The organism is Runella sp. SP2 (assembly GCF_003711225.1).
Classification (GTDB): domain Bacteria; phylum Bacteroidota; class Bacteroidia; order Cytophagales; family Spirosomataceae; genus Runella.
On the sequence record NZ_CP031030.1, the window covers coordinates 2,993,349 to 3,018,900 of the forward strand.

Genomic DNA, 25,552 nt, shown 5'->3' on the forward strand with positions numbered 1-25,552 from the left:
CAAAGTAGTAGGACTATCTCACCACCCTTCCCAAATTAATTTAGGAGTCGGGTGAGGGGCGTTAGTAGAAGCTTATTGGTTGGTTTCCTCACTTCTTAGTCTCTGCACCTTCCAAGTTACTCTTAAACCATTTACTTGGCTTGGCTCAGGATTACCATCGGCGCTACCCGTTAAGGCTTCCCTGAATTAACCCCTATTCCATCTAACAATCTCTTGTTAGCGGCACCGTCTAAAATTTTTTGAATATTTTTAACACTAAGCTCTGGATTATGCTCTTCTGCATGGCAGTTGGAACACAGCAACAAACATTTTTTTGCTTCTTCTACAATATTCTCCCATTTTTTATTAGAAAGAATTCTAGCATCTAGTTTGAAGTGCTTCGTTGTAGAATCCAGATGATGAAAATGTAATGCCGCCAGATTTGCGTTATAACCACATTTGCTACATTTTCCTCCAAACATTTGTACTAATTTCATTTTTCGTGAAATTGATCTAACTGTTTGTGAGTGATATGTATTTGTTTGCTTTTTTACCTTGTAATAGTGGTCTTTTTGCTTGCATGTATTACTACAGTACTTTTGCTTTTGACCATAAATTTCAGTTTGGCAAACAACACAAACGCGATTCATTAATTCAAAGAACTTTAATTGATGAGTCAGATGCTCTAACCGACTGAGCTATGGGCCCGAAAAATACCTATTCGATATTTTGTGGGTGCAAAAGTAGAAAATGAACTTTACATTCGCAAGCAACTGACCTTTTTCCTACCTGTGTTTTAGCGTACGGCTTCTTTCAACGTTATTTCATGTTTGCCTGAGCCTAGTTGTAAGGTTTTAAACACCGAGGCTACCTGCTTCCCATTCACCATTACTTTGTCCTCCGCATTGGTTTTTATCTCTACTTCGGCGGCCATGTTGGCGGGGACGTCAAAAGTAAAGTGCTTCATACCGTCGCTCGTTCGCTGGTAACTTGCACTTACGTTGCCCATCATAAAAGGCACTTTGATTTCGCTCGACGCTAATTTCCCTAATTGTGGTTTGATGGACACCACGCTCCCCCCCGCCGTTTTAGGCTGAATCCCCCACAACTGACGCGGAATGATGTTGGCAGGCACTGCACCCCAGGCGTGATTCCAGTCAGAATTGGGTTTGTATTTCATGTCCCACGCTTCGAGGGTAATCGTTGCCCCAATCCGAATCATGTTGTACCAACTTCGGTCGCTTTGGTCGGTCAACAATTGCAGCGCGTAGTCTTGAGCACCCGCTTCGTACAGCGCTTCCATCAGGTACTGCGCCCCATAGACACTGCAAGCCATCCCGCGCGATTGAATAAACTGAGCCACCGATTTTTTGTACGCATCAGGAACAACCCCAAACGCCAAGGCCGTCATATTGGCATGAACCGAGGCGTGGTCGGTGCCTTCACCGTCCACGTAATGGCCTTTGGTTTTATCAAACAACTTCTCGTTGAGCGCCGTTTTTACTTTCGCTGCCCGTAGTTCAAAATCAAGTTGGTCGCTTGTTTTTCTTAAAATTTTGGCAAATTCGGCCATAATCACCATGTTTTTGTAGTAAAAACTATTGATCATGGTATTAATCGGGCGAAACACAAAGCCGTCGCGTTCCCCTTCGGCCGTCGCCAATTTCCAGCCCGTATCTTTTTGCGCGGGGGGCCAGTCGGTGATGTCGCTCAATTTTTCTTTGGGGTCGGTAAAGCCCAGTTTTTTCATAAACTCAGGGGTATTTTTGGGCGACTGCGAACAGATAAGCCCATCCTCACGGTCGAGTTCCATGAGTGTTTTGTACTTCAACGGTTCGTAGTATTTTTCAATCAATTCCGTGTTCCCCGTGTACATATAATCGGCATAAAACATCATGGCTACGTGCAGTTGCCATTCCGTAGGCCAAGTAGGATGTTGCATAAAATACTCAATCGTACGGCGCGCAATGGCGTATTCGCGGTCGGTGTTGTAGTGACTCAATTGGTTCAAGTACGCATCCGCTTCGTACGGAATCCGTTCGCGATCCCCGTCCACGTACAAGCCCGCAAACGTGGTGGCTTTGATGGAATACTTACACATTTCCCAAATGGCATTCAACACCGAATCCGAACTGTTGAAGTAGCTTTGGTTATTCTCCCAATAATTGTAATAGACCACTTGCGTCAGGTCTTTGGCTTCCAGCGGACTGCTGGCTTTTTCGATTTCGCAGTAACGAAAGGGCAACAAGACAGGAAAAGAATCGGGTAAAACCACCGCCTTTGGCCCCGTGTTTCGTTGGTCAGGTTTTAATCGAAGGGTATATTTTGTTTGGTTTGGCGACACGCCCAATCGCACCTCTTGGTAGCGAATTGTCCCTGTGGGTTTGCGATTGACTTGTCCGTTTTCCAATTGTTCGCCCAAGTGAAAAACCAACGTATCGGGTTTATTTGTGACGTAGTTGATTTCCAAATTGGCAAAAGCATCTTTACCAAAATCGACAAAATACGAGTTGTTGACTTTTTTGGTAAAAACGCGCGGCTTTATGCGGTCAATTTGAAAAATATTTCCCGTCGTTAGTTCACCGTCACTTTTTCCCATCGTAAACGCCTGTGCTTTTGAATACTGACTCGGGCGCCCCGCCGCATCCCAAATCCTTACTTTCCAATGGTAGGTTTTTCCCGTTTGTAAGGTTGTCCCTTGGTAGGTTACGTTGGTTGAGCTATTTTTAGGTACAAATCCGCTGTCCCAGGCATCCCCTTCGTTTTTGTCAATAAGTGCTTTAGAAGAAGCTACAAGTACTTGAAAACCTGTTTGTGTAACGGCTGAAGTGGGTACTTGCCAGCCAAATTCAGGTTGTGCATCTTTGATACCTACTTGGGCAGGCTCACGGATATATTCTACGGTCAAGCCCGTTGGCAACGCACTTACTTGCTGAACACGCGACTTGTTGGCAGGGTTGTTTTGGGCAAAAACGGCCGTTGTTCCCAGCAGTAAATACAATAAAAGGGGTAGTTTTTTCATAAAATCACGCATAAATGAGCAAATTATTGCCAACATAAAAAGGCAAAAAGTGGGTTTTATACCCGTGTACACCATGTCCGTGCGACGCGGTTTCTCGTGTGAAGAGGTTTCTCAAAACCGCCCTACTCGTGCGAGGTGGTTTCTCAAAACCACCCTACCCGTGCAAGTGGTTTCTCAAAACCACCACACATATTTCGACGAATTCAGCAGGTTTTGAGAAACCTGCTACACAAAAGAGAAACCTGCCACACATTTAGGTATTTTTTCTTAGCTTAGCAGCCTTAAACCTATGATGATTTACTTTTATGGCAAAAAAACTTCCTGCGGTGTACGCACATCCGTACGCTTTCGACGCTCGTTTTAAAAAATCTGCGGTCTATTTTTCAATGGAATTTGCCATTGACCAAGCCCTAAAAACGTATTCGGGTGGCTTGGGCTTTTTGGCGGGTTCTCACATGAAAAGTGCCCACGATTTAAAACAAAATCTTATTGGAGTCGGAATGTTGTGGAAATTTGGGTATTACGACCAAATGCGCAATTCTGACAATAGCATGATGCCTCAGTTTCGGGAAAAAATGTACAGTTTTCTGAAAGATACAGGCATCCGCTTCCAAATTACGATTGCCAATAAGCCCGTGTGGGTAGCGGCCTACTTTCTCGACCCAACAACTTTTGGGACGGTTCCGATGTTTTTCTTGACTACCGATACCGACGGCAACGACACTTGGGCGCGTCAAATTTCGTATCGGTTGTACGACTCCGACCCAGCCATCAAAGTAATGCAGTGCATGGTATTGGGAATTGGAGGGGCAAAGTTCTTGGATGAACTTGGCTACGACCCCGACATTTACCACCTGAACGAAGCCCACGCGGTATCGTCGGTTTTTTATATGTACCAAAAGTTGCGCAAAAAAGAAGCCGTTCAAAAGAAGTTTGTGTTCACTACGCACACGCCCGAGGAAGCAGGTAATGAAAAACATGACATTCACTTTTTGAACGACCTTAGCTTTTTTGCAGGTCTTAAATTGGACGAAGTTCGCAAGATTACGGGTATTACCGACAATGTATTTAATCACTCTTTGGCCGCACTTCGGCTGAGCCACCAAGCCAATGCCGTATCAAAACTTCACGGGAAAGTGTCGCGGCAGATGTGGGGATGGGCCAAAGATATTTGTGACATTACCCACGTAACCAACTCCCAACACAAAGCCTCTTGGGCGGATGCTGACTTGGAAAAAGCCCGTGAAAAAGGTGATTTAAAAGCCCTCGAAAAGCGTAAAAAAGCGCTAAAAGCTCAACTCTTTAAAACTGTCGCCGACCAAGCGGGGAAACTTTTTGACCCGAATGTGCTTACTATCGTTTGGGCGAGACGCTTTGCAGGGTATAAACGTCCCGATTTACTCACCCGCGACCAAGAACGCTTTGACCGAATTATGCGTAATAAAGACCTCCCGATTCAGTTTATCTGGGCAGGGAAGCCTTACCCTAAAGACGAAGGCGCTATTCAGACGTTTAACCATTTGTATTACCTCAGTCACCTCTACCCCAACATGGCGGTGCTGACGGGCTACGAATTGGCCTTGTCGAAGCAACTCAAGGAAGGCTCAGACGTGTGGCTCAATACGCCCGTGGTGACGCGCGAAGCTTCGGGTACGAGCGGAATGACAGCAGCGATGAACGCCAGTCTCAACTTTTCAACCTACGACGGCTGGGTGTGTGAATTTTCTCGCCACGGCGAAAATTCATTTATCGTTCCCGTGGCATCTGACCATAACCGCGATGGAGAAGATATTTCTAACATGCTTGATATGCTCGAAAACGAGATTTTGCCGCTTTATTACCAACGCCCCAAAGATTGGTACAAAACCGTCCTGACAAGCATGAATGAAGTAGGCGACTTCTTTAACTCTGACCGCATGGCAGCGGAGTATTACGAGAAGGTTTATAAATAATTGGGAATTACGAGTTTAGAATTACGAATTTTCTGGCTCTCTAAACAACAAACGGGCTGTTTCTTGCGAAACAGCCCGTTGTCATTGGTGCAAACTGCTATTAATCTACTTTTACTACTTTCAGGGTTGCTTGTTTCGCTGGGGTTGTGACTTGCAAGAAGTACATTCCGCTGGCAAGATTTCCAACTTCAAACTCTTCGTGGTGGGTGTTGGTTTCGGGCGTAAATTGTCGGTGCAAAATTTTCCGACCCGATGCGTCCGTTAAGAAAGTTTGTACTATTTGCCCCTTGCTATCTTGTACTTTCAAGCGGAGGAGATTGGTGACGGGGTTGGGGAGAATTGTGGCGAAAGACCCGTTATCGGTTATCTGTTTTCCGTCATCCGACCCTTGCCCTTTGCCATTTGCCTCTTGCCCTTCGCCCATTGCCATTTCCCGCGCTGCGCCTACTCCAACTCCGTCTTTTGACTGGATACGGAACCAATATTCTTGGTACACCAACACGTTTCCTTGAGGTTTACGGGTGGCAGGATAGACACTTCCCCAGCCTTTTTGATCCCAATAGCGAACGCTCAGTTTGTACAATCCTTTGGGTAAGCCCGCGTCATAAACATTCGTTCCCGCACCATTGTCTTCGTAAAAACCATACGCAGGGTGGTTTTGTGCGTACAATTCCGTAAAACCATCGCGGTTGCCGTACATAAAGTAAGGGGCATTGTTTTCGTGGGTATTGTACGAACGTACCACGCCCGTCTCTGGGGTAGCTCTCATATCAAATGTCAATGAACCATTTGTACCGAGGGCACAAGCATCGGCATGAATAGTCCAGTACCGTGGTGCCATTTTGTTCACATTTTCTGCAAAATACAAGGTTGGGTTTTGCTGGGTACTTTCCTCCAAAGATGGCCCGCCATCTGACGTAATAAATTGGCTTTCCCACTCACTACGGCTATTTGAAGTTTTAACTGCCGATTTACTTTGACCAATGTTGATAAAAGTCAAGTCAAACGCTTTCCATCTCACCGTTTTAGCAGCACTTTCGCCACTTTCGCAGCCTCCTGCAAATACGCATTTTGCTTTAAAGGTCTGTTGGGTTACGTTATTGAAAGCTACTTGGAAACTGTTTTCATTAACACCCGTATTCCAAAAGGCTTTACTACCCGCAGGGCAGTTGGCCGAAACAGTCACGGTTGTTCCTGTACAAACAGTTGCTTGTGAAACCTTAATTGTTGGCGTCGCAACTTGTGATACAACGGTAAAGGTAATCACCTCACTCTTATCGCTTAACTTATCGTCGGCCGACTTACAACGAGCGTAGTAAGAAGTAGTCGCTGTAGGCGTTTTGGCGGGCAAATTAGGCAATGCCTCGTTGGTAGTGGCATTGTACCACACCACTGCAGAACTTCCACAATTGGCAGTACCTGAAAAATCAACAGGAGTACCGCAATTGCCCATCGGCGAAAGGCTTACTATTGGGGCTGGTGCCGTATTACGGTAAAAATAAACGTTGTCAATCCATACGGTTTTACCTCCACCTTCACCCACAAATATTACCTGAGCAACGTGGGCTTTTGAAGTCATACCAGCGAAGTTGCTCAAAGGCACGTCAATGGAGAACCATGAGTTTAAAGTCGGATTAAAGGATAGCTCGTGCTCGGTATCATCCCCGCCACCATATATTCCATTGGTGCCAAAATCCACCAGTTTTACCTTAAATGTGCTCGCATTGGCCGTCCATACATCCACATGGAAACGCTCCATCGTTGTGGCATTCACCACGGGGCCTGGGCTATGAAACTCTACCCCTGCAAAAGTCAGGTTGCTGTATTTCTTGGTCGCATCTCCCGCAATCATCACATCTGCCACATCTGCCATATCCCACGGAGCTGACCACGTATCCACGGCGACATTGGTGTAAGCGTTGCTGAACAGCGAAATCACGTTCGACGACGGTTGGGTTGGCGTCGGAGCAGCCACCATTGGTTCTACTGGAGGTAATTTGTAAAAATAGACGTTGTCAATCCATGCCGTTTTACCATCCGCAACAAAAAGTAATTGGGCTACGTGCGAACGAGAAGTCATACCCGTGAAACTACTCAATGGTACATCAATCGAATACCAAGCGCCAAGTGTGGGCGTAAACGCCAATTCATGCTCGGTATCATCGCCGCCACCATACATACCATTGGCACCAAAATCCACCAGTTTCACCTTGAATGTTCTTGCTGTAGCCGTCCACACATCGGCATGAAAACGCTCCATCGTAGTAGCATTCACCACGGGGCCTGGGGTATGAAACTCCACCCCTGCAAAGGTCAAGTTGCTGTATTTCTTGGTCGCATCGCCCGCGACCATCACATCCGACACATCTGCCATGTCCCACGAAGCCGACCAAGTATCCACGGCAACGTTGGTATAAGCATTACTAAATAACGAAATTACGTTCGATGATGGCTGTGTAGGCGCAGGGGCGGCTTCTGTAGGCTCGCTTGCAATGGGCGTAGTTTTGTAAAAATAGATGTTGTCCACCCATACGGTTTTACTACCACCCTCACCCACTAAAATCAATTGAGCTACGTGGGCTTTTGAAGTCATGCTCGTGAAGTTGCTTAAAGGTACGTCAATTGAAAACCACGAGTTTAAGGTCGGATTAAATGATAACTCGTGTTCGGTATCATCCCCACCCCCATACACACCATTGGCACCAAAATCCACCAATTTCAGCTTGACTGTACTTGCATTGGCCGTCCACACATCTGCGTGAAAACGCTCCATCGTGGTGGCATTCACTACGGGACCTGGGGTATGGAATTCCACGCCAGCAAAGGTCAAGTTGCTGTATTTTTTCGTCGCATTTCCTACCACCATTACATCCTCTACATCTGCCATATCCCACGGAGCCGACCATGTATCTACGGCGACATTGGTGTAAGCGTTACTGAACAACGAAATCACGTTCGACGACGGTTGCGTCGGTGTTGGAGCGGCGACCATTGGTTCACTTGGTGCTTCACTTGTTCGGTAAAAATAAATATTATCTAGCCAAACCGTTTTACCTCCGCCGCCCACCAAAATTAATTGGGCAAGATGTGAACGTGAGGTCATGTTAACAAAATCAGTTAAAGGGACGTCAATTGACAACCATTCTCCTAAAGTTGGGGTAAACGATAACTCATGCTCAGTGTCATCTCCTCCTCCAAACGTCCCATTTGCGCCAAAATCCACCAACTTAACTTTGACAGTACTCGCATTTGAAGTCCAAACATCCATGTGAAAACGCTCCATGATACTAGCATCGACCACGGGACCTGGGGTATGAAATTCGACACCTGCATAATTTAGATTTGAATATTTTTTGGTCGAATTTCCCGCTACCATTACATCTTCGATGTCTGCTTGATCCCATGAGGCCGACCAAGTATCTACGGGCGAATTGGTATAGACATTACTAAACAACGACCTCACATTAGCAGCAGGATGAGTTGGGGTCGGTGCTGCTACAGTAGGCTCAGTGGGAGGTAATTTATAGAAATAAACGTTGTCAACCCATACCGATTTATTCCCTCCATCACCCACAATGACTAACTGTGCCAAGTGAGCTCGTGAAGCCAAGCCAGTGAAATTACTAAGAGGCACATCAATCGAATACCAGTTCCCCAATGTAGGCGAAAAAGTCAATTCATGTTCGGTATCATCACCCCCACCATAAGCGCCATTGGCCCCAAAATCGACCAGTTTAAGCTTAAAAGTACTGGCGTCTGGCGTCCAAATATCGGCATGAAAGCGCTCCATCGAACTGGCATCAATGACTGGTCCAGGTGTGTGAAACTCCACGCCAGCGTAGGTAAGATTGGTATATTTTTTTGTTGCATTACCCGCCACTGCTACATCTTCTACATCGGCCACATCCCAAGATGCCGACCACGTATCCACAGCGGTATTTGTGTAAACATTGCTAAACAGCGAAATCACGCGAGAAGCAGGCTCCGTTGGTGAGGGAGCCGCCACCGTTGGCCCAGCCAAGCTGGTTTCTTGTTGGAATACCCGAACATAGTCCACGTACATTCGTTGAGGGAAAGTCGTTGTTTCATCGGGATTTCCAGGCCAATTCCCTCCAACTGCAATGTTAAAAATGAGAAAAAATGGGTCATTAAAGGGATAATTTCCAGTGATGTTTGCCCTAGTCACCGTTGTAATCAAGTGCTCATCTACGTAAAACTTGATAATGTCTCTTTCCCAAACCATTGCAAAGACGTGAAAATCATCCGTAAAATCTCCCGAAGGCAGTACATAATTCGCGGGCAAGTTGGTTGACCCACCACCTGGGGGAGCCCAGTGAACGGTACTGTACATTTTATTAGGTTCGTGCCCAAGCAACTCCATGATGTCCATTTCTCCGCAAGCAGGCCAACTTACTTGATCGATGTTTTTTCCAAGTGACCAAAGTGCTGGCCAGACCCCTTGCCCTTTGGGTAGTTTTGCCCGAATTTCGATGCGGCCAAACAAAAAGTCGCGTTTGCCTTTGGTCAACAAACGTGCGGAGGTATAATCGCGGCCCTCATAACTTTCCTTTCTGGCTTCAATGACAAGATTTCCATTGGTCAAAAAAGCGTTTTCGGGGCGATTGGTGTAGTACTGCAATTCGTTGTTTCCCCAACCCGAGCCACCAATATCAAATCCCCAGTTGGTAGGGTCGATAGTAGCTCCGTTAAATTCGTCACTCCAGATCAATCGGTACCCAGGAGGCGCTTGACTCCAAGCCCTTCCCGTAGAAAAACATCCTAGCATCCCAATGAGCATCGCACTGAGACAAAGGACACGGCGTACATTGTTTTTCATTTTACAAGTAACAGTTAAAGTTAAGAAAATAAGAAATCATAGGTTAGATGCGAGAGAGCGTCGCTAATTGCTCGCAAACATTCAATTTTTTCTTATTTTATTACCAAAAAGCACTTGGACATTAACTGGACAGGGCAAAAATTGGGTTCAAAAACCAGTTTTTTGAGCTGTTAGAACCCTCTCAAGTAAGCTGCTAGGTCGTCTTTAGGAGTCAAGTCTAACCGTTTTTTTAGTCGGTAGCGGCTTTTTTCCACCCCAGTTACCGAAATGTTCAGGATAGCCGCCAACTCCTTATTTGTCATATTTAGGCGCGTAAGAGCGCACATTCGGAGGTCGTTCTGAGTAAGCGATGGGTGTTTTTTAAGAAGTTCAGTGGTAAAGTTTTGATTAACTTCATCGAAATACAAAGTAAACTGCTCCCAACTTCGTTCTCCTTCAATTTCGGTTTCAATCGTCTTTTTAAGACTTTTGAGTCGTTTAAGCTTTTCTGTTTCTTCGACATTCCTAATGTCTTCCAGTTGCTCAACGATGCTGATAAGGATTTCATTTTTATGCGCCATTTGCACCGCTGTTGCCATTAGTTCTGTGTTTTTTGACTGGATTTCGGTTTCTAATTTTTCATTTTGCAGGTGCAAAATGGCTTGTTCGGCTGCTAAATTTTCGTTGGTCAGCGTTAAAATGGCACGATCAGATTCCAGTACTTTTTGTTTTAATGCCATTTCGCGGCGCGAGGTATATATTTGTAAAATCAACCTAGCCAAGGCCAACGTCAGAAGCCCCATCACCAACTTAAACCACCACGTTTGCCAAAAAGGAGGACTAATGACAATGGTGAGCGTTTTTTCTTTACTCCAAACGCCATTATTATTGGCTCCTTTCACCCTAAACACGTAAGTGTCTGGTTCTAAGTTTGTATAGGTAACGAGTCGTTGGTCACTGTTCGCCATTCGCCACTCACGGTCGAAACCCTCCATTTGAAAAGCATACTGATTTTTGAGCGGGTCGGTAAAATCTAGGGCGGCGAACCCCATCGAAAATACGTTATCGGCATACGACAATTGTACTTCGGAGGCATGCTCCAACGGCATATTCAATACGGTGCGTCCATCTGGCAGTTTTCCAGTTGGAACGGATTGGTTAAAAAGTTTAAAATCCGTCAATACTAATTCGGGTGCTTTTTTGAGGTAGCGCACTTCTTCGGGACGAATCAATGTCAGTCCGTTGATACCTCCAAAATAGAGAACCCCATTGTCGCTTCGTAAACCCGTTGCTTGGTTAAATTGATTAGAAGTCAGGTAAGAGTTTTTAGTAAAGTCAAAGTTAAGCCACTGGTTCGATTCAACCTCAAAACGGCTTACGCCCCGAAACGTACTTACCCATAAATAACCTTCTTTGTCTTCCACGATTCCCATGACGGCATTCGAAATCAAGCCCTGTTGCTCGGTAAAATGTCGAAATTGACCATTGCCAAGCCAAAGATTTAATCCACCGCTTTCGGTACCCACCCAAAGCCGTCCTTTAGAATCCTGAAAAATACACCGAATATCGTTGGCAGATAAGCTTTTAGGATTCTCTCTTTCGTACTGAAACCGTTGGCATTTTGCCGTTTTTGAATCAAAAATATTTAATCCTTTGGTGTCAGTCCCTACCCAAATTTGGTCATTTTTACCCGCAAAAATTACCATGACATCATCGCTCGAAAGACTATGAGGGTCATTGGGATGATGGTTGAAACGAACAAACTTCCCCTGTTCAATATCATCTAATCTAGCCAGACCTCCTCCCAAAACTCCCACCCACAGCTGCCCCGAGCGGTCTTCCGTCATTGTCCATACGTTATTTCCTCCGATGGTAGTGCGCTCAGCTGGGTTAAACCGAAAATGTTTAAAACGTTGCGTTTTGGGTTCAAAGTAGCTCAAACCATTCTCAAAATACCCCAACCATAAACGTTGCCGAGAGTCTTCAAAAATGGTTTTAACTACGCTTCCATAGCCGACGGGCTGGTTGGGGATGGGTGTAAAAGTCTTTAGGCGATTGTCAAACCTATTAAGGCCACCGCCGTCGGTACCGATGTATATTTGGCCATTTTTAGCCTCGCAAATACTCAAAACCGATCGATGGCTCAATTCACCCTTTTTGCTACCCGTTTGGGTAAATGTTTCAAAACGCGTTTTGTGTGCTTTATAAACATTAATGCCACCATTAAACGTACCAATCCATACGTTTGCATCGCGGTCAATCAAGATGTTTAACAGGGCGTTTGAGTTTAATTTTCCCAGCGTTTTTCCGTACTGAACCGAAGAAATTGTCTCGGTTTTGGGGTCAAAAATATTTAAACCTCCGCCATCCGTCGCCAAAAGCAGTTCGCCGTTGGTAGCCTGAGCAATACCCATGACGTTGTTAGAAGAAAGCCCCTCTGGCATAGCGTATCGACGAATCTCTAAGGTTGCTTTGGCAATTTTGTACAAACCAGACCCCTGAGTTCCCACCCACAAATTACCTTGTTTATCGTTGAAAAACACTTTTCCAAAACTCTCAAAATCAGTATCGTTTTTAGCATTTGCATGGAGTAAATGAATACGTTTTTCGTCAAAATAATAGATACCTTTTCCGCTGGTAGCTATCCAAATACGGCCTTGGCTGTCTTGGCAAATGTTAGATACTTCGTTGAAATCCAGCAGCGAATTTGACGCATCAAAATGCCTCATTTTCTTTGCTTTTGGCTCATAGCACCATACGCCCGCCCCAATTGTGCCAATCCAAATGCGGCCTTGTCGGTCTTCAAATAGGTGCTTAATCCATTTTTTTGCCAAAGGTTTAAATGGCAACTCATTGCTCAAATTTCTGAACTCACCCGTATTGGCTTCCCGTAAATTAAGCCCTTCCGTTTGCGTCCCTACCCAGATATTCCCCTTGGAGTCTTCCAGAATGGCATGAACACTTTTTCCTTGAAATAAAGACGTACCACTCCCAGATTGCCGAAAAACCCGACACTCATATCCATCAAACCGTACCAAGCCATCTTTGGTCCCCGCCCAAATAAAACCTTGCTGGTCTTGGGTTAGGCAAAATACGGTATTGTGCGGCAATCCCTCAGTGATGGTCAGGTAGTCGAACTGTTCAAAATTTGTTTGCGCTAACGCCGTTTGTAGGAAACCTACTAATAAAAGACAGATTAAACTTCGGAGCATTGGGTCAAGAATCAAAAGCGAAAGGTACTACGAACATCCGTAAACGACAAAAGGCTGCCTCCGAAATGGAAACAGCCTTTTGAAAAAATTGTTTCAATGCGATTATTCTACTTTTACCACTTTCAAAGTGGCTTGTTTTTCTGTGGTTGCTACGTGTAAAAGATAGGTTCCGCTTGGCAAGTCATTTACGTCAAACTCCTCTTGATGTGCATTGGTTTCTGCCACAAATAATCGGTTTTGTACCGTACGGCCAGCAACATCCATCAACGTTGCCTTCACCTCTTTGCCTTTGCTATTGGCTACTTTGAGACGGAGGATTTTTGAAACTGGGTTTGGCATAACCGTAGCAAAAGAGGCGTTATCGGTAATCTGTTGTCCGTTTTCCGAACCAGCCGTCCTCACTCCTCCGACACCTACTCCATCTCTCGATTGGATTCTGAACCAGTACTCTTGGTAGGTAAGTACATTTCCTTGGGGTTTACGGGTTGATGGATAAATACTTCCCCAGCCCTTCATATCCCAATAACGTACCCCTAATTTATATAAACCTTTTGGTAACCCTGTGTCATACGTATTTCCACCAGCACCATTGTCTTCATAAAAACCGTAAGCAGGGTGGTTTTGGGCGTACAACTCCGTCCAACCTTCACGGTTGGCATACATAAAATAAGGAGCGTTGTTCTCGTGGGTATTAAATGAACGAGGCACGCCTACCTCAGGAGTAGCCAACATGTCGAACGTCAACGAGCCTTCGGTTCCCAAATCACATACGTCTGCATGAATGGTCCAAAAACGTGGTGCAGTCTTGTTCACATTTTCCACGTAGTAAAGCGTTGGGTTGGTTTGAGTACTAAATTCCAACTCTGGGCCACCATCACGGGTGATAAATTGACTCGTCCAAAGTGATTTATCGTTGGCGGCTTTTATGCCTGATTTGGATTGACCAATATTAATGAGGGTTAACTCAAAAGCTTTCCAAATTACTGTCATACGAATACTTTCAGCACTTTGGCAACCGTCGGTGAAAATACACTTTGCCCAATAGCTTTGTTGTGTTGCATTGCTAAACGCCACTTGGAAACTATTTTCGTTCACTCCAGTATTCCAAAATGCCTTACTACCTGCTGGACAATTGGCAGAAACCGTCACTGATGTACCCGTACAAACGATGGTATTTGAAACCGACACCGCTGGGGCTGTGTTCACTGGCGCTACCGTGAAAGTCACGACATTACTCTTCTCACTCAAACAACCTGCGTCTGTCTGACAACGCGCATAATAAGATGTCGTTGTTGTAGGACTCATCGCAGGCAAACTTCCCAAAGCAGCGTTGGTCGTTGCATTGAACCATATTGTTGTGGTTCCAACACAGCTCGATATGCTCGTCATCGGTACAGAACCACCGCAGCTACTGGTTGGATTTAGGCTCACAACAGGCGTTGCTAAGGTTGTTACAGTTCTCAAACTCATCGGAGCCGATTCCGTTTCAATACACGACGGCGTTCCGTCGGCTTTACGACAACGTACTCGATAATTGTGCACAAGTCCATCGACCAGCTGCGTTGGTGCGATTGTAGTATAATCGCCTCCATCAACCGAATACAAAATAATTTCTCCAGCAGCACAAGTGGCATTGAAGGTAATGGTTGTTCCAGGCAAGTCACAAAGTACCTTCGACTCACCCGCCGCCACTGTAACACCATCAGCAACTAATGATACATTTTGTGGAATCGATGCTCGGTAATTGATTGTCAATGTAATAATTCCTGTATATGTTGTTGGGCAACTCGCATCGCAAGCCGCTTGATAGCGGTAGAGTTGGTTATCAGACGGCTGAGAAGCGGGTGCACTGCTTGACCACGCGCCCCATGCGCCATTCCCCACTTTTACCCGCCAAACGGGATTCCCTACCACACACAGACCCGTAACGTTGAACTGTAAACCATTCACTGGGTTACTATCAATGTCGCAAAGCGTACGCGTATTTCCTTCATTGAGTGTTTGTTGTTGGGCATTGAGGGTAATTTCTGGTTTTCCCTGTACCGTTACCGTCACCGAACTTCCAATAGTCGAACTACATCCGTTGGCGTCGCTAACACTCACTAATGTATAGATGTAAATGCCCGGAACGCTCGTTGGCGCTGTCGTCGTTGAAGTATTACCCGTTGAAACCAATGACGTTTGAGGTGTACCGTTGATTTGGTAACTGAAAGTATAAGGTGAAGTACCATTTGCCCCCGTAAAAGTCACCGTTGGTGCTGCTCCCGCGAGACATACCGTCGTTGCCCCCGCTATCGTCGCCGTTGGCAAAGGTGTATTTACGATAGTACCTGTACCGTCTAAAGTAGCTCCGCCGCCGCTCAAACTTACGTTGCGTCCGTTGGCAGTGAGACTGCTCAAACGAAGTAGAAGGGTTTCGTTAACTTCGTCTTTACAATCTCCGTTTATTATGACCGTTACTGTTTTTGAGGTTTCTCCTGCGGCAAATGTTAGCGTACCCGACGTACTTACGTAATCGTTATCGGCTGTGGTAGCAGTACCGTCCACTGTTGCATAATTTACGACTACTGCGGCATCGGAAGGATTAGAAAGGTTCAAGTTAAACGTCATGGTCGTTGTTCCCGTACTTCCTTCAAATACCGATGGGCTTGAAACAGGCAGAACACTAGCATCGTCGTTGGTAATGGTACCCGTACCAGAGCCATCTAAAATCGCCGCATTTATTGGGTCACTCAACGTCATTAAGATAGTTTCATCTAGCTCAACCGTATTGTCGCCGTTCAAGACTACAGTGATGGTTTGAAAAAATGCCCCATCTGCCGTAAACGAAACCGTTCCATCCGCAAACGTTTGATAGTCTGTACCTGACGTAGCAGTACCTCCCGTAATACCATATTTCACGGAACAAGCATTGGCATTGACCGTTCGAGATATGGTGAAGGTTAGGTTTGTCGTGCCACTATTTCCTTCTGTGATGGTTACGTCATTGATTGAGAATTGGGTATTTACAATTTGAATGGCATAATCTTCTACTTCTCCGTCGGTGGCCAAACCTTCGGGACTTAGGCCACCAGCGGAACTGATACGGAAACGGGCAAAGCTATTGCTTGGCGTAGCTCCTGAAGGTACGGAGAAGGTCAAGACGTTATCTCCCGAATTTACGGCAATATTATTAAACACTTTTTCTCCACTATCAAACGTGCCATTGTTATCAAAATCCACCCAAGCATCAAGTTTACCTGCTGCTGAGGCATTGACAGTCACGCTGGCTGTGGTGTTTAATACCAATACGGAAGGCAACGTAACGCCATCATCGTCAGCGCCATCGCCCGTCGCAGTTGGGTTGGGTTGACCGTCTAAATCTGCATCTACCGTCAGTCCCAGATGAATACCTCCAGGGGCATTGGCGTGGCTAGGGCCATTGCTGGCCGACAACGTTTTGTAAGTATCTGGTGCATCACCCCAATCCAATTCGTCGTTTTCGATTGTCCCCGTTTGCGCAGTACCTGCCACGGTTACGCCCGTTGGCGCTCCCGTGATTGCACCTAATGCAACCGTAAAGTTTTCGTTATTTTCAATTTTCAAATCACCTTTGGCCTGAACAGTAATCGTTTTGGTCTCGTTTGCCGTTCCCGTAAATGTTAAACTACCGTCGTTGTCAGTATAGTCATTATCAGCAATCGTCGCTGTGCCGTCGCTGGTCGTATAAGCCACCGTAAAGCCGCCTTGAACTGGATTCGTTAGGGTAGCCGTAAAGGTATAATCTACCGTTCCTGTATTGCCTTCTGGTTTTGCGATTGTCCCTGTCAAAGTTACCGTCGAGGCATCGTCATTGTTAATGGTTCCTGTACCCGTTGAAGTACCCAAAATTACATTTCGACTTGGCGCCGATAAACTGCTCAACGTCACGTTATAATTCTCGTTGGCTTCTACTTTATTATCATTCGTAATGGCTACGTCCACGGTTTGTGCGGTAGTAGTGCCCGCAAGGAAGGTCACCGTTTGATTCACGGCGGTATAGTCATTGTCGGCAATGGTTGCAGCGCCATTCGAGGTTGCAAAATTTACCGTTACATCTATATCCACAGGATTGCTCAAATTGACCGTAAATACTTGTGGCGTGGTTGCTTCGCTTTGGCTTACATTTCCTGCCAACGACACCGTGGCCTGGTCATCGTTACTGATGGTGGCCGTTTGAGGACTACCACTCAGGGAAATGGCTGCCAATTGAATAGCGCTCGTCGAAGTAATTGCACCCAACGCCGCTTCAAATGTTTCGTTGGCTTCTACCAAATTATCCCCTAGTACATCTACCGTCCATGTTTTAGTTTCGCCAGCGGTTCCAGTAAACGTCAAGCTACCATCATTGTCGGTATAGTCTGTCCCCACTGTTGCCGTACCATTTCCAGTAGTATAAGCTACTTGGAAACCTCCTTGAACTGGCGCCGATAAGGTAGCCGTAAAGGTATATGCCGTATTCCCACTGTTTCCTTCGTTTTTGGCTACTCCTCCCGACAACGTAAGCGTTGCTGCGTCATCGTTATTGATAGTTCCCGTTCCAGTTCCCGTGCTTATGGCTCCGTTGATTGGGTTTGAAAGCGTAATAACCACAGTCTCATTATTTTCCACCACAATATCCCCGTTCACTACAACAGTAATTTCTTGTGTCAGTGGACCGTCAGCATCAAAACTAACAGTTCCTAATGCTAGAGGTACATAATCACTTCCTGAGGTAGCTGTTCCGCCCGTAATCTCATAGGTTACTGAAGATGCTGTTGAGTTGGTGGTTCGGCTAATGGTGTACGTTAAGTTTGAAGTACTAGTATTCCCTTCCGTCACGGAAGGGCTTGTGATTGCAAACTGGTTATTCAAGATACTTACTTGATAATCTTCTACTTCTCCGTCGTTAGCCTCTCCAGTGGGCGACAAACCACCAGCGGTACTCACGCGGAAACGAGCGTAGGATGTCCCTAAACTAGCTGCTGGTATAATGACAGGGACAGTGTTATTGCCCACTACCAAGTCAAACCCATTAGCCACTTTCTCATTCGCATCATCCCAATCACCATCACGGTTGAAGTCAATCCACGCGTCTAATTTAGAAACTGCCGAGGCCGTCACGGTCACACTTCCTGTGGTATTGATAATAAAGGCACTTGGGAGAGTGACGCCGTCGTCGCCAGTGACATCTCCGTTGGCCGTCAATGTAGGCTGTCCGTCCAAATCTCCACTTACTGTAGCTCCCAAAAATACGCCTCCTGGTGCTAATTTGTGGCGTGCGCCGTTGTTAGCAAGAGTAGTTGGGTACGAACTTGCAAAGCCACTTTGAGCGGCGGTAGGTGCGTCACCCCAGTCTAATTCATCGTTGTTGATAGTACCTGTTTGAGGGCTATCTGTTAACACAAACGCACTAGAAGAAATTGGAGTGGCTGTAACGGAGTTAATCGTAGTGGTAAAATCCTCATTGTTTTCGATTTTTAAATCCCCATTCACCAGTACCGTAAATTGATGACTTTCCCCCGCAGTTCCCGTAAAAATCAATGTCCCATCGTTGTCTGTATAATCATTATCGGCAAGGGTGGCTGTACCATCATTGGTAGTGTAGTTGACGCTAAAACCTCCTTGTACAGCATTGGTTGATGATACCGTAAATAGATAGGAGGTTGTTCCTGTATTCCCTTCACTCTGAGCAATGCCACCGCTTAGGGTAATCGTGGTGTTGTCATTATTAATAATTGTTCCTGTACCCGTTGTTTTAGGGCCGAACGTTACATCTCGGCTCGACGCCGATAAAGCACTCAAAGTAACGTTGTAATCCTCATCGATTTCTACTATGTTATCGTTTGAAATGGCCACATCTACCGTTTGGGCTGTTGTCGTACCCGCTGGGAATGTTACCGTTTGGTTGACTGACGTATAGTCACCAGTTGTTGCGGTCCCATTCGTTGTTGCAAAATTTAACGTCACATCCACATCCACTGGGTTACTCAGGTTTACAGTAAATACTTGCGGCGTAGTTGCCTCGCTTTGGCTTACGTTTCCTGCCAGCGACACCGTGGCATTGTCATCATTGGTGATGGTGGCCGTTTGAGGACTACCACTTGTAGAAACAGAGGAAGCAAATGTACCCGTCACCGTGCCAAGCGCTACCGTAAAGTTTTCATTTAGTTCTACTTTGGTATCGCCGTTTACTTTCACCGTAATTGTATGTACCTCTCCAACTGTTCCAACAAAGTTCAATGAGCCGTCATTATCTTGGTAGTCATTATCAGTCGTAGTTGCGGTGCCATCGTTGGTTGTGTAAGCTACCGTAAATCCACCAACCACTTCTTTATCCAAGGTTACGTTAAAGGTATAGTCCACTGTCCCCGAAGCACCTTCGCTCTGTGACAATGCCGTAACGCTACTCAAAGTGAGTGTAGCTGCATCATCGTTGGTGATTGTTCCCAGTCCTTGCCCATCAGAAATAGCCCCATTGCTTGGCGCTGTAAGATTGACAAAGAATGTTTCATTCCCTTCCACTTTAGCATCTCCGTTGACCGTCACTGTAATGGTTTTATTGGCCTCGCCAGCCGCAAAACTCAATGTACCGCTTGTACTTGTGTAGTCATTATCGGCGGTAGTTGCAGTATTATCCGCCGTTGCGTAGTTAATCGTTTCGGCCGTTGCTGTACTGGTTCGGGAAACCGTAAAGGTAAAGTTTGTTAAACCCGTATTACCCTCATCGACAGTTACGTCATTAATGGAAAACTGTAGGTCATCGTCCAGAATAGTACCAAGTCCTTGGGCATCCGTAATGCTTACTGAACTTAACAACCCACCACTTACGGCCAAGTTAGAAAGATTCACAAAGAAGGTTTCGTTGGCTTCACCAATGGCATCTCCTACTACGGGTACAACCATGGTTTTAGAGGTTTCACCAGGATTAAAAGTGAGCGTACCGCTAGTTGAGATATAGTCCGTTCCTGCGGTAGCCGTTCCAGCAGCGGTGGCATAATCGACAGTAACAGTAGTACTCACAGGGTTGTTCAATGTAACCGTAAATTCAAAATTGGTATTTCCACCATTTCCTTCATTAAGTGATACGTCGTTGATGGTCACCTGGGAATTATCATCGTTGGTGATGGTACCAGTACCTGTACTTTCAGTAGAAACGCCTGAAACAACCACATTACGTCCTGAAGCCGAAACAATACCTAAAGGTACATTAAAGGTTTCGTTGGACTCTACCAATACATCGCCATTGACTTGCACCGTAAATGTTTTTGATTCTGGTGTCGTACCGTCAAAATTCAAGGTTGTGGAGTTTGCGATGTAGTCATTTCCTCCCGTTGTGGCTGTGCCATCTGCCGTTGCAACATTAACCGTAAATGGAACATCCACGGCTTTGCTGGAAGTAATAGTAAAGGTATAAGTTTTTTGACCCGTATTTCCTTCAGAATTTGAGACACTATTAATACTCAGCACCGCTTGGTCATCGTTGGTAATCGTTCCTAGCCCAGTTGCTTTAGTAAGTATTATTCCATAAGGTGCGCCCGAAAGCATAACCTCAAAGGTTTCATTCAATTCTACAATATCATCCGCATTAACAGTAACCGAAACCGTAGCAGTGGTACTTACTCCCGCCGCAAAGCTCACTGTCCCGCCCGAAATTGGTGTGTAGTCACTACTGTTGGCCGTCACATTGTTAGTATTTACGGCCAAGCTAAAGGCTTCATCGGTATTGTCCCTCGTTACGGTAAAAGTGAACGTAGTGGTGCCACCGCCGTTACCTTCATTGGGTGTTATATCACTGATTGAAACAAGTGTCGGGGTTCTAAAGCCAAAATCAAGCGTGGTATTGTTTTCTACGGTACTTACGTCATACGCTAATGTAATGGCTTGACTGGCAATTGAACCATTGATGGCATCTTGGCCATTGTCGTCGTTATCCGTATTATTGTCGGGATCAGGGGCAACTCCACCTAGGCTAGAAATTAGGCCATTCAGTGGTTTTCCTGAGTTAAATTCTGTGGAGGGAATTTGAACAATGTAATCTCCCGAACACAATTGGGAAAACGCATACAACCCACTTCCAGCAGTAGTGGTAGTGGTTACGAAAACATCATTCGCGTCAAGGGTTCCAGCAACTGTACCGTTGTCGCGGTAGAGGTTTACCACTACGCCATTAATTCCTGCATCACCTATATCATAAATGCCATTTTTGTTGTTATCTCTAAACACTACATTTCCCAACGAATGTTTCATCAACTGGATTACAGTTGGGCTAATGGGATTGCCTGCTACATCGTCGGTTAAAATAGTGCTAAAATTGTTTCCCGTCACCGTACCTTGGTTTGATATTTGGCATACTCCTGCAGGCAGAGGAGTATTAATTGTGACGTTGAACTTGATGGTAAACACTCGGTCTGCTGGCAATAAAAAGCCACTTGGATCGCCGACAGTTACAGTTTCACCCGCCAAAACTACCCCCTTGCGCGCTGCTTCGTCGAGGGCTTCTTGGATATTTTCGGCCGTGGCAGCCGTAGCTTGGTTATCAATTTCTTGTTTTGGCGCTTCAACCACTTTTACCACTTCTACAACCTCCTGTTTGGGCTCTTCCTTTGCAAGAATTTCTGCCGCGATGCGAGCGGTAGGGTGAGATGGGGCAGTACAGGTAGAAGTACTAACAAAATAGGTCGGAGTACCCGTTTCGGTTTGCAACATACCAGCTGAGTTAGTGTTTCCCCTAGCCGTCCAATAGGTAGGAACATCAGGCCCATTGCTTCCCTGTAAAATCAAATCTCCCGAGATTGGATCCAGGTCCCTAACTCGAATGGCTCGCGTGCCAGATGGACCATTTACATTGTTAGCTAGTACATCACTACAAAGGGTAATAATTTCGTCATTGGCCGCCCCTGTCCCCCCCATTCTAAGTTCAACACCTTCTAAACTGATGGCATCTCTGGTAAGGGTATTGCCTTCAACAAAAAAATCGAGGCGACTGGCTAAGGTTGTACCAACACGGGCAATCCCTTGAATGGTTCCTTCACCATTGACAAGACCAATGTTAGCATTGTTCTTTATTTCGTATTTGGCCAAACCATTTTGTTCATGCAACATCCGAATGGTACTAAATATAGTAGCAGCCGTATGGTTGTGAGTTATATTGGTATTATTATTCAAACGGCCATTTAACCTAGAAGTATTGAAAGTAGAACTTAACACTGCTACTTCATTAGCCGCCTCAATATCGGTACAGTTGACAATGTTGTAATTAATAGTTGCAGTACCTACCGACCCCACTTCAATCCCTGCCATGGGGGTTCCAAAACGTTCAACTTTGCAATTGTTAATATTGGCGCTAAGATTGGAACTACCTTCGGCAATAATTTGAATCCCTTTTGTTCCTGCCCTTTGGAAACGGCTATTTGTAAGGTTAATGGTAGCAGCAGCCGATCCTTGCGTACGGGCTTCAAAACAGTCTGCTCCGCTTGGGTCATTGAAGATACAATTATTGACCGTCAAATTAAGCGTCCCAGTGTTGTTGATGAGGTGAAAATTACGAACGGCGGATGTTTGAAAAGTAGAACCCGTAATGGAGCAAGTACCACTTAGGTTACGGAACTTCAGGGCACTCTCATCTTCGGAAGGAGCATCTCCGTTGCCCGTGGCAGTACAATTTTCCATGGTAAGGTTGCTCACACTCAAGCCCATAATACCGTGCTCTTTAGTGGCTCCAATGTCAATATTATTGAGGGTTACATTGCTGGCCACATTCATATAAATGGCTGCAAAACAAGACGAAACATCATCTTCATCACATGAGGTATCAAAACCTCCATCGCTGGATGAATTGGCAGAAGGGAGATTCATATTTTTTAACGTAACGTTTGTTGCATTACGTATTTCAATGCCTCGACCAGAAATATTGGTTAATGTTCCACCTGAGGCATCTGTTGTACTGGTACCTGTAATCTGAAAACTACCCGTTGTGTTTTGTAAGAAAATACCGTTGGAAGCATTAGTGACCGATACACTCTGAAGGATAACATCGAGCGATCCACTGTCAAAGCTAACCCCAACGCCTCCCGTATTGGTAACACTCACATCACGTACCAAAGCAGTGCTAAAACTACTACCTTGCAAAGAGGTGCCACCTGTATTGCTGATATTAACACCGTAAACTCTGTTCTGCGACTGCATATTCACGGTGTTAGCATTCTGATTGATCGTTGGACGCGTACCTCCAGTAGAAGGGATGGGATTGCCAACTGGCGGGTGAACTGAAAAAGTGACCCCAGCTAATGCGGCCAGCGTACCAGTTGTTGCCCCTTGACCAATCAACTTTTGTTGTCCCAACAGTAGGGTATTGGAATTGTTATTATAAGATCCCGAGTAAACAAAAATATTATCGCCCGCTCCATCCAACGACGAGTCATTGAAAGCATTTATCGTATTATAAGGGGAGTTAAGGCGTCCATCACCGTTAGTACTTGCACTTGCATTGACAAACCAAATCATCCCCGTTACGGTTATTCGTACCGTACCCGTTGAACTAAATGTGTTATCCGTAACTGTATATTTGAAACTAGTAGTGCCCTCATATCCTGGGTTGGGATTAAAGGTAAAACTCCCGTTAGGATTAAAAGTTACGGTTCCTTCGGTGCCTGTATCGTCAATCCCACTAACAGTAATGACATCGCCATCAAGGTTTACGTCATTCGCTAATAGCCCACTAGCTACTGGCACGTCGATAGATACGTTCCCTACGGTAGAATAGGCATCGTTTACGGCAATAGGCGCTGTTTTGACCGAACCAGGTACTAATGTAGTATTGGGGTCAATGGTATCGGTAAATTTTACGCCCGTGGCATCATCCACCGTAGAGGCGTTGGTTATTGTAATGGTATATTCTAGCACATCCCCTGGCGTTGGTCCAGGAGTGCCGTTGTCGGTGCCTACTTGCGCTACCGTTTTTAAAGCAGAAACAGAAGGTGCCAACCACCACGTTTTCACTTGGGTAGCTAGGTTGGTTTCATTCGGAGGTGGTGCCAAAGGACTGAGCGGCAACACCTTTCGCTTTGCATTGGCGTTCGCAACTGGGTTCCCTTTGACCACTTTTTCATTAGGAGACGCAACAGGATTTAGCTGATATTTGTCTTCTGGAAGCGAAAAAAGTTGAATGAGTACACTGAGCACTAGGCTCACCGAAATGGGGGTAGAGATTTTCATGACGTAGTAGTTTTTCAAAACTGAGTAAAACGTGTAATAAATTATTCAAAAGTAGTCGAAAAAAATTCAATAAAAATAATTTTAATGTACTATTTTTTATATCTTTGTTCGTGGAGCTGTAAAAAAACTATACCAATAAAGCATATTTGGCAAGTAGTTATTATGTATCTCCGTCAACGTTGAAAAAACTCTATTTTTACTCAGTTATGCAAAGACGGCCGTTTATAAAGCTATTAGGTACTTCCTTGGGCAGCCTTCCGTTTTTATCGGGTTATGCTCAATTGCCTATTTCTTCTCCCCCAACATGGTCTCAATGGTTGTCGCAACTTGTTAGTGTTTGTCCCATTGAATCCGTTTCGGTTGCTTCCGCTGGCACTTTACCAGTACCCCTACCTGCCGTTCTATCAGGAGAATTTACGCAAGCAGAAAATCGGGTTTACTTTTATGAACAACAGCAGTACTGTTTTCAGGTGTTTGAAAAAACGCACCCAACGTTAGGCACCCTAGATTTGATGATTCCGTTTTGGCAACGCCAAGCAGCAGGAAACTGGGAAAAAATTGCGTGCTGGTCATTGTTTGAATTACAAACCATCGCCGAAGCTTCTGCTCAATTAGAAACTACTACCTTTGCCACCCTTTTTCCTTTTAAAGCCAGTACGACGGGGCGCTATCTTAGTGCCAAAGGTGAAGTACATCTTCAAACGTATCTTCACGCGAGCAACCACATTACTACAAATATTCTCCTCAAAAAGAACACATATACCCTCTGGGAATCAAGACCTTTATCTTAATTTTTATTGTTTTACTAAACCCTCAAATGTTATGGCAGAACCTTTTTTGTCCGAAATTCGGATCATGAGTTTTGTGTTTGCTCCCAGAGGTTGGGCGCTATGTAATGGGCAACTCCTTCCCATCAACCAAAACCAAGGACTATTTTCACTCTTAGGTACTACCTTTGGCGGTGACGGACGCGTCAATTTTGGATTACCTGACCTGCGTGGCCGAACCCCTATTCACGTAGGCAGTGGTCATACGCTAGGCGAGCGTGGAGGCGAGCAGGCTCATACGTTAAGTATTGCGGAGTTACCTACTCACACGCACGTAGCCACTGCTACTCCAGCTTCCCAAAATTCTATTGCGCCAACTACCAGTAGTTATTTTGCCAATTCGTCTCCTTCTGAATTCTATTCTGGAACGGCCAACGTAGCTATGAACCCAGGAATGATTACTAATACGGGTGGGAGTCAGGCACACCTTAACATGCAGCCTTTCCTGACGCTGAGTTTTGCAATAGCATTACAGGGCATCTTCCCAAGCCCCACTTAACAGGCTACCCTACAATTTGATTGTATTTACC

At 45.4% G+C, this 25,552-nt stretch carries 8 protein-coding genes; 3 read left to right on the forward strand and 5 right to left on the reverse strand.

Annotated features, from left to right (window positions below):
* Nucleotides 1-170: 170 nt before the first annotated feature.
* Together DTQ70_RS12575 and DTQ70_RS12580 are read right to left on the reverse strand one after the other, a co-directional pair.
* Complete coding sequence (locus tag DTQ70_RS12575) at nucleotides 171-476, reverse strand: hypothetical protein (protein WP_122931121.1); 306 nt, start codon at nucleotides 474-476, stop codon at nucleotides 171-173.
* A gap of 299 nt (nucleotides 477-775) precedes the next feature.
* A complete protein-coding gene (locus DTQ70_RS12580) occupies nucleotides 776-3,001 on the reverse strand; it encodes an MGH1-like glycoside hydrolase domain-containing protein (RefSeq protein ID WP_229600124.1) in 2,226 nt (741 codons plus the stop codon).
* Between the two features lie 305 nt (nucleotides 3,002-3,306).
* On the opposite strand from DTQ70_RS12580, the gene glgP reads away from it, so the two are divergent.
* Complete coding sequence (gene glgP, locus DTQ70_RS12585) at nucleotides 3,307-4,953, forward strand: alpha-glucan family phosphorylase (protein WP_122931123.1); 1,647 nt, start codon at nucleotides 3,307-3,309, stop codon at nucleotides 4,951-4,953.
* 100 nt (nucleotides 4,954-5,053) lie between these two features.
* Here the strand turns inward: glgP and DTQ70_RS12590 are convergent, their stop codons facing one another.
* From DTQ70_RS12590 to DTQ70_RS12600, 3 genes are all read right to left on the reverse strand, one after another.
* Nucleotides 5,054-9,790 carry a family 16 glycosylhydrolase gene (locus tag DTQ70_RS12590; RefSeq protein WP_122931124.1) on the reverse strand — a complete coding sequence of 1,579 codons (4,737 nt, stop codon included), beginning with the start codon at nucleotides 9,788-9,790 and terminating at the stop codon, nucleotides 5,054-5,056.
* A 170-nt stretch (nucleotides 9,791-9,960) separates the two neighbouring features.
* On the reverse strand, nucleotides 9,961-12,981 hold the full coding sequence (locus DTQ70_RS12595) for a two-component regulator propeller domain-containing protein (RefSeq protein ID WP_122931125.1): 3,021 nt from the start codon (nucleotides 12,979-12,981) through the stop codon (nucleotides 9,961-9,963).
* Nucleotides 12,982-13,083: 102 nt separating this feature from the next.
* Nucleotides 13,084-24,195 (reverse strand): Calx-beta domain-containing protein, encoded by an 11,112-nt coding sequence (locus tag DTQ70_RS12600; protein WP_164489993.1) that lies wholly within the window; start codon nucleotides 24,193-24,195, stop codon nucleotides 13,084-13,086.
* Nucleotides 24,196-24,401: 206 nt separating this feature from the next.
* Here DTQ70_RS12600 and DTQ70_RS12605 point away from each other — a divergent pair, with 206 nt between their 5' ends.
* Together DTQ70_RS12605 and DTQ70_RS12610 are read left to right on the forward strand one after the other, a co-directional pair.
* Nucleotides 24,402-24,986, forward strand: coding sequence for a hypothetical protein (locus DTQ70_RS12605; RefSeq protein WP_122931127.1), 585 nt, complete (start codon nucleotides 24,402-24,404; stop codon nucleotides 24,984-24,986).
* Between the two features lie 31 nt (nucleotides 24,987-25,017).
* A complete protein-coding gene (locus DTQ70_RS12610; RefSeq protein ID WP_122931128.1) occupies nucleotides 25,018-25,521 on the forward strand; it encodes a phage tail protein in 504 nt (167 codons plus the stop codon).
* The last annotated feature ends 31 nt before the right edge of the window (nucleotides 25,522-25,552 follow it).